At 48.7% G+C, this 13,101-nt stretch carries 8 protein-coding genes; all 8 read left to right on the top strand.

Annotated features, from left to right (window positions below; all coding sequences use genetic code 11):
• Nucleotides 1-110: 110 nt before the first annotated feature.
• The 8 genes from ACR0QT_RS04885 (at nucleotide 111) to ACR0QT_RS04850 (ending at nucleotide 12,885) form a co-directional block, all read left to right on the top strand.
• A complete protein-coding gene (locus tag ACR0QT_RS04885; protein WP_432629753.1) occupies nucleotides 111-1,382 on the top strand; it encodes a zinc-binding dehydrogenase in 1,272 nt (423 codons plus the stop codon).
• Between the two features lie 51 nt (nucleotides 1,383-1,433).
• Nucleotides 1,434-2,195, top strand: a complete 762-nt coding sequence (locus tag ACR0QT_RS04880) for a DeoR/GlpR family DNA-binding transcription regulator (RefSeq protein ID WP_432629752.1) — start codon at nucleotides 1,434-1,436, stop codon at nucleotides 2,193-2,195.
• 45 nt (nucleotides 2,196-2,240) lie between these two features.
• A complete protein-coding gene (locus ACR0QT_RS04875) occupies nucleotides 2,241-4,214 on the top strand; it encodes a PTS mannitol transporter subunit IICBA (RefSeq protein ID WP_432629751.1) in 1,974 nt (657 codons plus the stop codon).
• A 440-nt stretch (nucleotides 4,215-4,654) separates the two neighbouring features.
• Nucleotides 4,655-9,019 carry a hemoblobin-interacting domain-containing protein gene (locus tag ACR0QT_RS04870; protein WP_432629750.1) on the top strand — a complete coding sequence of 1,455 codons (4,365 nt, stop codon included), beginning with the start codon at nucleotides 4,655-4,657 and terminating at the stop codon, nucleotides 9,017-9,019.
• 273 nt (nucleotides 9,020-9,292) lie between these two features.
• Nucleotides 9,293-10,192, top strand: coding sequence for an amino acid ABC transporter substrate-binding protein (locus tag ACR0QT_RS04865; RefSeq protein ID WP_432629749.1), 900 nt, complete (start codon nucleotides 9,293-9,295; stop codon nucleotides 10,190-10,192).
• A 56-nt stretch (nucleotides 10,193-10,248) separates the two neighbouring features.
• Complete coding sequence (locus tag ACR0QT_RS04860) at nucleotides 10,249-10,899, top strand: amino acid ABC transporter permease (protein ID WP_432629748.1); 651 nt, start codon at nucleotides 10,249-10,251, stop codon at nucleotides 10,897-10,899.
• Between the two features lie 19 nt (nucleotides 10,900-10,918).
• On the top strand, nucleotides 10,919-11,686 hold the full coding sequence (locus ACR0QT_RS04855) for an ATP-binding cassette domain-containing protein (protein WP_177977954.1): 768 nt from the start codon (nucleotides 10,919-10,921) through the stop codon (nucleotides 11,684-11,686).
• A gap of 212 nt (nucleotides 11,687-11,898) precedes the next feature.
• Nucleotides 11,899-12,885 (top strand): diaminopimelate dehydrogenase, encoded by a 987-nt coding sequence (locus ACR0QT_RS04850; RefSeq protein ID WP_432629747.1) that lies wholly within the window; start codon nucleotides 11,899-11,901, stop codon nucleotides 12,883-12,885.
• The last annotated feature ends 216 nt before the right edge of the window (nucleotides 12,886-13,101 follow it).

Below are 13,101 nucleotides of genomic sequence, written 5' to 3'. Positions count from 1 at the left end.
AACGAACAGTAATTGGAAAAATTAGAAAAAATAAAAAGAATTGAGAGAATGAAAAAATTGCAGGATTGCAAATCAGGCAAAAGTTCATTAAGATAGAAAGGAGTTTTATTATGAAAGCAAGAGGCGTAAGACTTCACGCAGCCAACGATCTGAGACTGGAGGAATTTGAACTTCCGGAGATCACCGATGACGAGATCCTCGTTAAGGTTGTTTCTGATAGTATCTGCATGTCCACCTACAAGTGTGCGATTCTCGGTACCGGACATAAGCGTGTTCATCCGGACGTTGCAGAGCATCCGGCAATTATGGGTCATGAGTTTGCAGGTGATATCGTGAAGGTTGGTAAGAACCACCAGGATACGTTCAAACCGGGAATGAAATTCACTCTTCAGCCGGCACTGAACTACAAGGGAACGATGTGGAGCCCGGGTTACTCCTACGAGTTCTTCGGCGGAGATACCACCTACTGCGTAATCCCGGCTGAGGTAATGGAGCTTGGTTGCCTGCTCGAGTACAAGGGCCGTGCATACTACGAGGCATCCCTCGCAGAGCCGATGTCTTGCAGTATCGGTGCTTTCCACGCTGCTTACCACACTCAGATGGGTGTCTATGAGCACTTCATGGGAATCAAGGAAGGCGGAAAGCTGGCAATCATGGCAGGTGCAGGTCCGATGGGACTTGGTGCTCTGACCTACGCACTTCACTGCGATCGCCGTCCGTCGATGGTTGTTGTTACCGATCTGAATCAGGAGCGTCTTGACCGCGCAGGAGAGCTGTTCCCGCCGGCAGAGGTGATGGAGAAGGAAGGCATTGAGCTCCACTTTGTAAATACCGGAAATTACGAAGATCCGGTTGCAGAGCTAATGAAGATTTCCGGTGGCACCGGTTACGACGATGTTCTGTGCTATGCACCGGTTGCATCCGTAGTTACCCAGTCCAGCGCAATCCTTGGACGTGACGGTTGCTTGAACTTCTTTGCCGGTCCGACTGACAAACAGTTCAGCGCTACGATGAACTTCTACGATGTACATTACAATTCCACTCACGTTATGGGAACGACCGGTGGAAATACCGCAGATATGATCGAGTCCCTGAAGCTGACCGCAGAGGGACGCATCGATCCGGCTGTTATGGTTACCCATATCGGAGGTCTCGATGCAGCTGCAGAGACGACTCTGAATCTTCCGAAGATTCCGGGCGGAAAGAAACTGATCTACACGCATTTGGAGCTTCCGCTGACCGCACTGAGCGATCTGCGTGCAAAGGGAGAGAGAGAGAACGATTCCCGCTTCGTTGAGCTTGCAGACATTGTAGATGCACATAAGGGTCTGTGGTGCCCGGAGGCAGAGGAGTATCTGCTGTCTCACTTCACCCAGAATTAATTCGTGTCAGAATCCTGTCTGTGATTCTGACACAGACAGGAGAACTTATATATGGATTCAATGGAAATGCGCAGAGATGCGATTGTTCAACTGATCAATGAAAACGGCACAGTCAGTTTTTCCCAGATAAAAAAAGCATTTCCGCAGGTATCCGAGATGACACTTCGCACGGATTTAAAATTCCTCGATGAGGAGCAGAAAATCCTCCGCGTACACGGGGGAGCAAGATCCGTGCAGGTGCTCATCGGAACAGATGATGATCTGAACCGGAAAGCCGTGCGGAATATTCCAGAAAAACAGAAAATAGCGGAGAAGGCGCTTGGTCTGATTCATCCGGACACAACGTTATTTCTCGACTCCGGAAGTACGGCAACGATGTTTGCGGGACGGTTTCCGGATCAGTCTAACTTGATTTACACGACAGGTCTCAGCTGTGCGACAGAGTTAGCGAAACTTTCCAGTCCGACGGTGATGATTCCAGGGGGAAAACTGAACCGTTACAGCCAGAGTGTCTGTGGAATTTCTGCGATTCGGGAGCTTGAGAGGGTCAATTTTTATCAGGTATTTCTGGGAGTAACCGGCTATCATCCCCAGTCAGGTTTTACCTGTGGCATCAGCGATGAGGCGATCTTAAAGCAGACCGCGATCCGTCAGGCGGATCAGGTCATTGTGATGATGGATTCCTCAAAGGTTGATGTAAAAAGCAGTTTTTCTATTTGCGGGCTGAAAGAAATCGACATCGTTGTATCGGATGGAAAACTGCCGGATGAATTTCTAGCAGAATGCGGAAAATACGGCGTTAAAGTATTGTAGGACAGTTGATCCATTCCCCATTGAAAAAATGGAGGAGGGGTTTTCGTGAAAAATAATGTACAGAAATTCGGTAAGTTTCTGTCGGGAATGGTGATGCCGAACATCGGCGCACTGATTGCATTCGGTTTTCTTGCAGCTCTGTTTATTGACACAGGCTGGATGCCGAATGAGGGGTTTAACAGCATGGTTGGTCCGATGCTGACGTATCTGATTCCGGTGCTGATTGCATCGACTGGAGGAAGAATGATCGGTGGAGATCGCGGACGCGTTGCAGGTGCGATCGCGGTGATCGGAGCAATCATGAGCAACACAAGCATTACGATGTTGATGGCGGCAATGGTCATGGGACCGTTGGCAGGCTTCTGCATCAAGAAGTTCGATGAGGCGATGGATGGACATATGCCGGCGGGCTTCGAGATGCTGATCAACAACTTTTCCGTCGGAATCATCGGTATGATTCTGGCAATGCTTGGATATACGATTATCGGACCGGTAATGAGTGGAATTCTCATGATTCTTTCTGCCGGTGTCAATGTTCTGGTTCAGAACAGTCTGCTTCCTCTGGTGGCAATCTTTATCGAACCTGCGAAAGTTTTATTCCTGAATAATGCGATCAATCACGGTATCTTCACACCGATTGCAACGGCACAGGCTGCTGAGACCGGAAAATCCATCATGTATATGTTGGAGCCGAATCCGGGTCCGGGTCTTGGAGTTCTTCTTGCATATCTGTTCTTCTGCAAAGATAAGACGACAAAGGATTCTGTTCCGGGTGCAGTGATCATCCATCTGCTTGGTGGAATTCATGAGATTTACTTCCCGTATATTCTGATGAACCCACTTGTCATTGTTGCGCCCATTTTAGGCAGTGTAGCAGGCATTTTCTGGTTTAACATGACGGGTTGTGGTCTTGTGGGACCGGCCTCTCCGGGTTCGATTATCGCGTATCTGATGATGACGCCGGGAAGCGATCTGATCAAGGTAATCGCAGGCGTTCTGATTTCCACCGGAATCTCATTTGTAGTTGCAGGTCCGATCGTGAAACTTGCAGGTGGAAAGAGTCTCGAGAGCGCACAGAGTGAGATGGCATCGATGAAGGCAGAGGCAAAAGGGGAGAACGCAACTGCCGGTGCTGGAAGCTCTGATCAGTCGGATAAGATTGAAAACACAGAGGGTGTGAAAAAGATCATCTTTGCGTGCGATGCAGGAATGGGATCTTCCGCGATGGGAGCGACGAAGTTCCGCAACCGCATCAAGGCAGAGCGCCCGGATATCTCGGTGTCGAACACTTCGGTTGACAACATTCCGGCGGACTGCGACATTGCAGTCGTGCAGACGACACTTGCAGACCGCGCAAGAAAATCTGCTCCGCAGGCAAAACTGATTACGATTGGAAACTTCCTTGCAGATCCGGCTCTCGATGAGCTTTACGCTCAGCTGACGAAGAAGGCAGATTCCGCAAAGAATTCAGCCGGGGGAGCAGAAAATGCAAATGGAAATGCAGAAACAGCGAATGCGGGAGCAACCGCATCGGTGAGTGCGGGAGAGAAGGTTTCTGCGGAGCAGACAGCTGAGGATAAGGGCAAGGCTACTGCGCGTCCGTCGATCATCATTGCAGATGGAATCAAGCTGGGACAGAAGCCGGTGACAAAGGAAGAGGCGATTCAGACGGCAGGAGAACTGCTTGAGAAACTCGGCTATGTCGATGGTACTTACGTCACGGCGATGCAGGAGAGAGAACGTCTCGTATCGACTTATATCGGTATGGGTGTTGCGATTCCTCATGGAACAACGCAGGCAAAGGGAACCGTCAAGAAAACCGGAATTGTGTTCTTACAGTATCCGGAGGGCGTTGACTTTGGAGCAGAGAAGGCACAGCTGGTATTCGGTATCGCCGGAATCGGTGATGAGCATCTGGAGATCCTGAGCAATCTCTGTACGCTGTTGGAAGATCCGGAACGTCTGGAAAAACTCAAGACGACGAAGGATGTCGACTGGGTTCTCGAACAGCTTGCATAGACCGGCACCTGGTAAATAATACATAGACCGGTGCAGATCAAGGACCCAGGGACCGCGAAGTTTTATAGACGGAGAAAAAGGAGATTTGCTCGAAAATGAGAAAAAGTTTTGAGTAAATTCTGAGGGGAATGAGAAAAAAACATAAATAACGCATAACGAACACAGAAGAGGAGATCTGTCCTGAATTTCAGGATAAGATCTCCTTTTTGCATTATTGAGAAAAATTTTCACATTAATGAAAATGATTCTCAATATCAGCCTTGAAACTGAGAGAATGCTTTGCTATGATGAAAACTGTGAAAATTGTGTGAACAATTTTCGCTTGTGCGTGTATCACTGATAAAAATCAACTCAATTTTTATCGTTTTTGATACAGATTAACAGATGAAAATCAAAAGAAAAAATGTTTTAAAACATAAAACGCATTCAGGAGGTTTACAGTGAAGAAAAAGGGTTTAACAGGAATGGCAGCAGCACTGATGTTTTCTCTGTCAGTGACAAACATGTCTCCTCTCGCAGCAGTTGCAGATAATACCGGTAAGTGGGAGCAGTCCGCTCAGACTGGCGAATGGAGCTATCGTCTGGGACAGGGACTTGTACAGAATGAGTGGCTTTTATGCCAGGGCAAATGGTATCGTTTTGATGCAAACGGCAAGATGCTCACCGGCTGGTATCAGGATCAGGAGTCCAAAGTATGGTACTATCTCGGCGCAGACGGCGCGATGGTAACTGGTTGGGCACCGGTAAATGGTCGCTGGTATTATATGAATGAGAATGGTCAGATGCTGGCAAACCAGACAACCCCGGATGGTTATCAGGTAAATGCAGACGGCGCATGGGTGAACGAGGCAGGAATCCCGTACTCCGCACCGATGCAGACCGGAACGACTTCTGGTGGCTCCAGCAGTGGTTCTAAAAGTTCAGGTGGTTCAGGAAGCAGTAGCTCAGGCGGAAGCTCCAGCAGTTCAGGTGGAAGTTCTTCAAACGGAAGCTCCTCAAACGGAAGCTCCAATTCCGGAACAACCGGTGATAATACGTCAAACGGCGCAGACAATGCAGGTGGCAACAATAATGGATCAAATAATGGTAACAATAATGGTTCAAACAATGGATCAAACAATGGTTCTTCCAGTGATAATGGGGACAAGAAGGACGATGGCAATGTGACTCCGAGCAACCCGGATCAGCCGAGTAACCCAGACCAGCCAAGTACTCCGGATCAGCCAAGCAATCCGGAACAGCCGGACGAGACCTCCCTTGTTGTGGAGAGCCAGACGAAGCTGATTGATCTTGGATGGAGCCAGTATGTGACCGTTGCATTTGCAAAGGGATATTCTCTGAACAACTGCAAGATTCTTGTGGACGGCGTTGATGTGACGAGCGCATTCAGCAATGTGGACGATGAGGGAACCTTCGTAAAGTGGGAGCTGACGGATCTGTATCCGGGTTCTCTGTCTGTTGTCGCTAAGGATGGCACGACTCAGGTCGTTTCTCTGAGCGATAATGTGGCACCGACGGCTCCGCATGTTGAGAGCAAGAGCACTGCACCGACGAGCTTCCTTGCACACGGTTCTGTCTATGTCTGGGACTATCATCTGACCAACTACGATGAGGATGGAAATGTGCGTGTTCATCCGACGAAGACCACCTTCTCTCTGGGTCAGAAGTCAAACGCAATTCCGTTCTATTCTCCGGATGCAGAGCTGACAGAGGATGAGAGCAACCTTTACGGTGTCGGTGGACAGGCAGTCATCATGTTCAACTACACCACAGAGGCAGACAAGCAGTGGTTTGACGCAATCAGCGATGTCGATCTCGTTGCAGACAACGGCAACAACAGCACGCTGAATGACAACTTAAATTATGAGAAGAAACTGGCAGATCACAATGGAAATGAGGTTGGTCAGATCGTGGTTCCGCTCGGTCAGTCAAACTTCTACTCCAACGGTCGTTACTATCTGAGAGTTCGCTCCGGCGGAAAGAGCACCCTGTTCCCGATCCATGTGGTAAATGGAACGGCTCCGTCGATGAAACTTGCTGAGGCAGGTTCGATCAAGAGTGGTCAGAACGTACACTTCAAGATGGAAAACATGACTTACGGTGTGACGATGCCGATCTACCGCGTAGAGCTGACTGCTCCGGACGGAACGACGAGAGAGCTTGAGAAGATTACCGACTGGTATCTGATCGGTGACAGCTTCATTCTCTACAATGATGTGACTGCTGAGAACGGACGCGACAACATTCCGGATAACGGCCTGTACACGCTGACAATTTATGCAGACGGATTCAAGAATGTGAGCACGACCTTCCAGGTTGGCGGTGTCGAGAGCACTCAGGCAGACAGCGATCTGTACGGAATCGATATGATGTCAAGTGCGACAACCGGCGGAAGCGGAAGCAGTACCGGCGATGCATCTGATGGCGGAAGCGACACCATGTCCGCAGACCTTCTGTTTGATGCAGACCTGCTTACAAATGCCCTGCTTCTCGACGAGCTTGGCGTGAACAATGAGTATGCGACTGCAATTGCAGATCGTTGGCTCAGCGATATGTCCGGATATGATGCTGTTCTTGACAGCAACGGAGAGTTCTACAACTTTATCGACTACCGCAATGCGGTTGAGGAGGCAAAGGTTGCAGGCAAGTATCTGACATTTGCAGATTATGTCAAGAGTGGCAATGCGGTGACGACTCCGAATCGCCCGTATGCAGTTAAGGAAGTCATGGAGGACAACCTGCTCGGTGAGACCCAGATGAACGGTTCTTATCTCGGCAAGGATGCTCCGGTTCTGACTCTGGTTGATGAAAATGGCGAGACTCTGACTGAGGCAAAGGAGAACAGCGAAGTACGTTTTGCAGGTGCAGATGAGACTTACATGGAACTGCTGATGGAGAATGCAAAGATCTTTGTCAACGGCGTAAGCTATCAGGCACTTTCTTCCGAAAAGTACCGCGTGGAGGGCAACCAGCTGATCTTTGATGCATCTGTCTTCAACCTTGGAAAGAATACCTTCACTGTAAAGATGGACGGTTACAAGGACAACATCGTAAATGTCAACGTTGCAAAGACGGTTGCAGATGCAACTCTGAGCGTTGCAGATGATCTCAAGACCGGAAATAAGGTTGAGGTCACGACCGCAGATGAGAGCGGTGATTTCTTCCGTTACATCAACAAAGTAGAGTTGACAAGACCGGATGGAACGGTTAAGACTGTTATGCCGAATGGTCAGGAGAGCGTTTACGAGAAGGTTGGATATGAGGTTTCCGGAAATGTTCTGACTCTCGGAAAAGATCTGTTCACTGAGGCAGGCGCTTACAGCTTAAAGATCTATGCAGAGTACTATGAGGCACAGGAGATTTCCTTCCAGGTTGAGCTTGATGACAGCAACATCGGCGGAGAGGATCTTGAGCCGGCAAAGATTCAGAAGGTTGAGAAAGACTGGTTTGGCGATTATGCTCTGACCTTCGGAATGGGCAACGATGACTGGATGAATGCAATCACCGAGATCACTGTAAATGGCAAGGCTTATGAGAAGGGATTTGTATACAACAATACAAGTTATTCTCTGTCTGTAACGGATGGCAGAATTTCTCTTGGCGGTGCAGAGTTTACGGAGGATATCAATGAGATTGAGATCTCCGCTGAGGGCTATAAGAACCTGATCCTGAAAGTTCAGAAAGACGGCACGATTGTTGATGAGGACAGCGATATTGATGAGCTTGCACCGGCAGTTGTAAAGAGCGCAGAGAAAGATTTCTTTGGCGATTACGCTCTGATCTTCGGAATGGGAAATGACGACTGGATGAATGCAATCACCGAAGTTACTGTAAATGGCGAGACCTACGAGCTTGGATACGTATGGAACAACAAGAGTTATTCCTTAGCAGTAACCGATGGCAGAATCAAACTCGGAAACGAGGGCTTCACCGAGGATGTCAATGAGGTCGTGATCTCTGCTGAGGGTTACGAGGATCTGACTGTGAGCGTCAACAAGGACGGAAGTCTTGCAGATTCTGATAACAACGGCGATAACGGAGAGATCGGAGACGAGGACGGAAAGCTCGAGCCGGCAGAGGTGAAGAGTGTTCAGAAGAGCTTCTTCGGTGATTACACGCTGGGATTCGGAATGAGTGCTGACGAGTGGATGAATGCAATTACCGAGGTTACTGTAAATGGTGATGCTTATACCGAGGGCATGGTATGGAACGATGATCACTATTCTCTGGCAAAGACGGATGGAAATATCAACCTTGGAAGTCAGAGCTTCACTGAGGATGTCAACGAAGTCGTGATTTCTGCTGAGGGCTACAAGGATCTGACACTCTGGATCACAAAGGACGGAAAGCTGACCGAGGAGCCGGCAGACTCCGAGGAGATCAGCACCACTGAGACGACTGTTGCAGACACAGAGGTTGTCGCAGATGATGCAGATCAGATCGCTTCTGAGGATGAGATCGCCGCAGATGATTCCAAGAATGAGAATCAGGAGGAAAAGACTGAGGATCAGGACAAGGAAGACAGCGCAGATAAAGCGGATGCAACTGAGGACGCAGATGTAGTGGATGATGAGATTGCAGATGCAGACGATGAGATCTCTGAGGATGAGACTGTTGCAGATGACCAGGATGGTCAGAACGATCAGGCAGATGACGTAGATAATGCAGATGATGCCGATCAGGCAAAAGACGCTGAGGAGATCAACGACGAGAAGAATGATGCGGACAAAGCAGATGCCGTAGAAGCTACCGAAGAGGATACGGAAGATGCGAAGGAAGCTGAGCAGGAGGTCGCTCAGGAGTAATCCAAATACCAATTAAATAGCAATCAGATTTGAGAGATCGCCAGTTCCGGAAAATACCGGTTCTGGCGATTTCTTTTTGTTTTATTGGCGCTTTGAGAAAAAAAGGATAGACAGAATCACTTTAGCATGCTAATATGGTAACGTGAGCGAAAAGAACGGCACCGGATTTCAGATTGTTTGGCATTTCGAGAAAGAGAAAAACCGAGGAAAGCCAAATGATGTGCGATCCGCAGAATGTAGGAGTAGCATACATTCGGAAAGAGGAGGAAAATTATGAAAAAGAGAATGGTAAGCCTGATGATGGCAGGAGTGATGGCAGTATCTTTAGCCGGATGTGGTGGCGCAAAGACTGAGACAACGACCGCAGAGACCAAGGCAGAAGAGACGAAGGCTGAGGAGAGCCAGGCAGAGGAGACTTCCGCAGAGGCAAGTGCAGAGAGCGCAGAGAGTGCGGAGGCAACCGGCGATCACGCAGGCAAGTTTATCGTAGGATTTGATCAGGATTTTCCGCCGATGGGCTTCGTTGGGGATGACGGACAGTATACCGGATTTGATCTGGATCTCGCAAAGGAAGTTGCATCTCGTCTGAATCTGGAGTTTGTTCCACAGCCGATCGCCTGGGATTCCAAGGATATGGAGCTGAATTCCGGAACCATCGATTGCATCTGGAACGGATTCACGATGAACGGCAGAGAGGATGCTTACACCTGGAGTGAGCCGTACATGAACAACTCTCAGGTTGTTGTTGTAAGTGCAGATTCCGGCATTGAGAAACTGGATGATCTGGCAGGCAAGATCGTGGAAGTTCAGGCAGACTCCTCCGCAGAGGCAGCACTGAAAGACAACACCGAGCTTTCTTCCACGTTTGGAACCCTTCAGACTACCCCGGATTACAACACCGCATTCATGGATCTTGAGATGGGCGCAGTTGATGCAATCGCAATGGATGTCATCGTTGCAGGTTACCAGATTGAGCAGAGAGATGACGGAAGCAAGTTCAAGATTCTCGATGAGGATCTTGCATCTGAGGAGTATGGTATCGGATTCAAGAAGGGCAATGAGGAGCTGAGAGATCAGGTTCAGGCAACTCTTGAGGAGATGGCAAAAGACGGCAAGCTCGAGGAGATCTCCAACGAGTGGTTTGGTCGTGACGTTACAACGATCGCAAAATAAAAAAGGAAAAAAGTTTTAAAAAGAGTTTTAAGAGGAAAAGGAGCAGAGAGATAGATATGCAATGGAATACGATGTTTTCGCAGTTAGCCGGAGGAATGCTGGTCAGCACACAGATATTTGTGGTGACGCTGGTCTTCTCTCTGCCCCTGGGACTTCTGATTTCGTTTGGTAGAATGTCTAAAAACCGTGTGATTCAGGGAATTGTCAAAGCGTACATTTCCGTGATGCGCGGAACCCCGCTGATGCTTCAGCTGATGGTAGTTTACTTTGGACCGTATTACCTGTTCAAGATTAAGATCGGAAATGGCTACCGTCTGTGGGCAGCATTCATCGGATTTATCATCAACTATGCGGCATACTTCGCTGAGATCTATCGAAGTGGAATTCAGTCGATGCCGGCAGGACAGTATGAGGCAGCAAAGATTCTTGGATACAGCAAGCCCCAGACTTTTTTCAAGATCATTCTTCCTCAGGTGATGAAGCGGATTCTGCCGTCGATCACGAACGAGGTGATCACTCTGGTCAAGGATACGTCCCTGGCGTTCTCGATCAGCGTTCTCGAGATGTTTGCGATTGCAAAAGCGCTTGCATCTTCACAGACAAGCCTGATGCCGTTTGTGGCAGCTGGCATTTTCTATTATGTATTTAACCTGATTGTGGCAGTCGCAATGGAGTACATCGAAAAGCGACTCTCGTATTATCAGTAGGCGGAGGATATCGGATATTATGAATTTACTGGAAATGAAAAATGTAAAAAAGTCCTTTGGCGATCTCGACGTCATCAAGGACATCTCGCTTTCTGTCGGAGAGGGTGAGATTGTCTCGGTGATCGGACCGTCGGGTTCCGGCAAATCCACCCTGCTGAGATGCGCCACGATGCTTGAGACGATGGACAGCGGAGAGCTGATCTATCTCGGACAGAAAGCGGGCTGGACCGGTGCAGACGGAAAAGTCGTTTATGCGCCGACAAAAGAGCTGAGAAAGATTCAGGAAAATTACGGTCTGGTTTTCCAGAATTTTAACCTGTTTCCGCACTTTTCTGTTCTGAAAAATGTCATGGATGCGCCGATCAGTGTGCAGAAGCGTGACAAGGAAGAAGTCAGAAAGACGGCGATGGAGCTCCTCAAAAAGATGGGGCTTGCGGACAAGGCGGATGCCTATCCGTGCCAGCTTTCCGGTGGTCAGTGTCAGCGTGTGGCGATCGCTCGTGCGCTTGCGCTGAATCCGAAGATTCTGTTCTTCGATGAGCCGACTTCCGCCCTTGATCCGGAGCTGACCGGAGAGGTGCTCAAGGTCATCAAGTCTCTGGCAGATCTCCACATTGCGATGGTCATCGTCACTCATGAGATGGCATTTGCGAGAGATATTTCCGACCGCGTGATTTTCATGGCGGGAGGCGTGATTGTCGAGGAAGGAAAGCCGGAGCAGGTATTTGCTTCCGACAACGAGAGAACGAGAAGTTTCCTCGGACGATACGGAGAGATGCTCAAATAATTTTTGCTCGTGACTGTGAAGATACGGAACAGTTACGAAAATTATTGAAAAAAATCCTAAAAAAACAAGATGTCGCTGTGCAGGTGGCATCTTGTTTTTGCATTAAAGTTCTATTATAATAAAGCGTGTATTTTTGAAAATGATGAGCAGAATCTGAAAAAGCAGAAATACGAAAAAGAATATTTGACAAAATATTTGAGGAGGACAAGACAGTGGCAATCAGAATTGGTATTTTTGGATATGGCAACCTTGGAAAAGGCATTGAGTGTGCAATCAAGCACAACCCGGATCTGGAGTTAAAGGCAGTATTTACGAGACGTAATCCGGATAGCGTAAAAATCCTCACCGAGGGTGTAAAGGTATGTTCCGCAGAGGATGCTCCAAAGTGGAAGGATGAGATTGATGTCATGATTCTCTGTGGCGGAAGCGCAACCGATCTTCCGGTTCAGACTCCGAAGCTGGCTGAGTACTTCAACGTAGTGGACAGCTTTGATACCCATGCAAGAATTCCGGAGCACTTTGCAGCAGTTGATGAGGCAGCAAAGAAGAGCGGACATGTCGGAATGATTTCCGTAGGTTGGGACCCGGGTATGTTCTCCTTAAATCGTCTGTATGCAAACTGCATTCTTCCTGGCGGACATGATTACACCTTCTGGGGCAAGGGCGTGAGCCAGGGTCACTCTGATGCAATCCGTCGCATCGCAGGTGTAAAGGATGCAAGACAGTACACGATTCCGGTTGAGAGCGCACTTGAGGCAGTTCGCAGTGGAAAGAATCCGGAGCTGACAACCAGAGAGAAGCACACCCGTGAGTGCTTCGTAGTTGCAGAGGAGGGTGCAGACTTAAAGAAGATCGAGGAAGAGATCGTTACGATGCCGAACTACTTTGCTGATTACGATACCACCGTTCATTTCATCAGCGAGGAAGAGCTTCAGCGTGACCATGCAGGTATCCCGCACGGCGGATTTGTAATTCGTACCGGAAGCACTGGCTGGAACGATGAGAATAAGCATGTGATCGAGTACAGCTTAAAGCTGGATTCCAACCCGGAGTTCACCTCCTCCGTTCTGGTAGCTTATGCGCGTGCAACCTACCGCATGAACAAAGAGGGTCAGACCGGTTGCAAGACCGTATTTGATGTCGCTCCGGCATATTTGAGCGTACAGGATGGCGCAGAGCTGAGAAAGCACATGCTGTAAGATTGGGCGTTTAAGCGCTTGAATTAAGAGTTTGAACTAAGATAAGAAACGAATAGAAATGCAGAGACGTGTCTGGAACCGGAGGAGTGGTTTCAGGCACGTTTTTCAAGTCGACGCAAGCATCGACTTGGCGCGTGATTCCGGTCAGCTCTGCCTGACATCTTCCAATCAGAATCACTGCGCATCTACGTTGTAAGCAAGAAAGAGACAGGGTCG

Origin of the sequence: Brotaphodocola sp., from assembly GCF_050873365.1 — a bacterium.
Taxonomy (GTDB): Bacteria; Bacillota; Clostridia; order Lachnospirales; family Lachnospiraceae; genus Brotaphodocola.
Note: the sequence above shows the minus strand (reverse complement) of the source record. Positions and strands in the feature narration are given on the sequence as shown.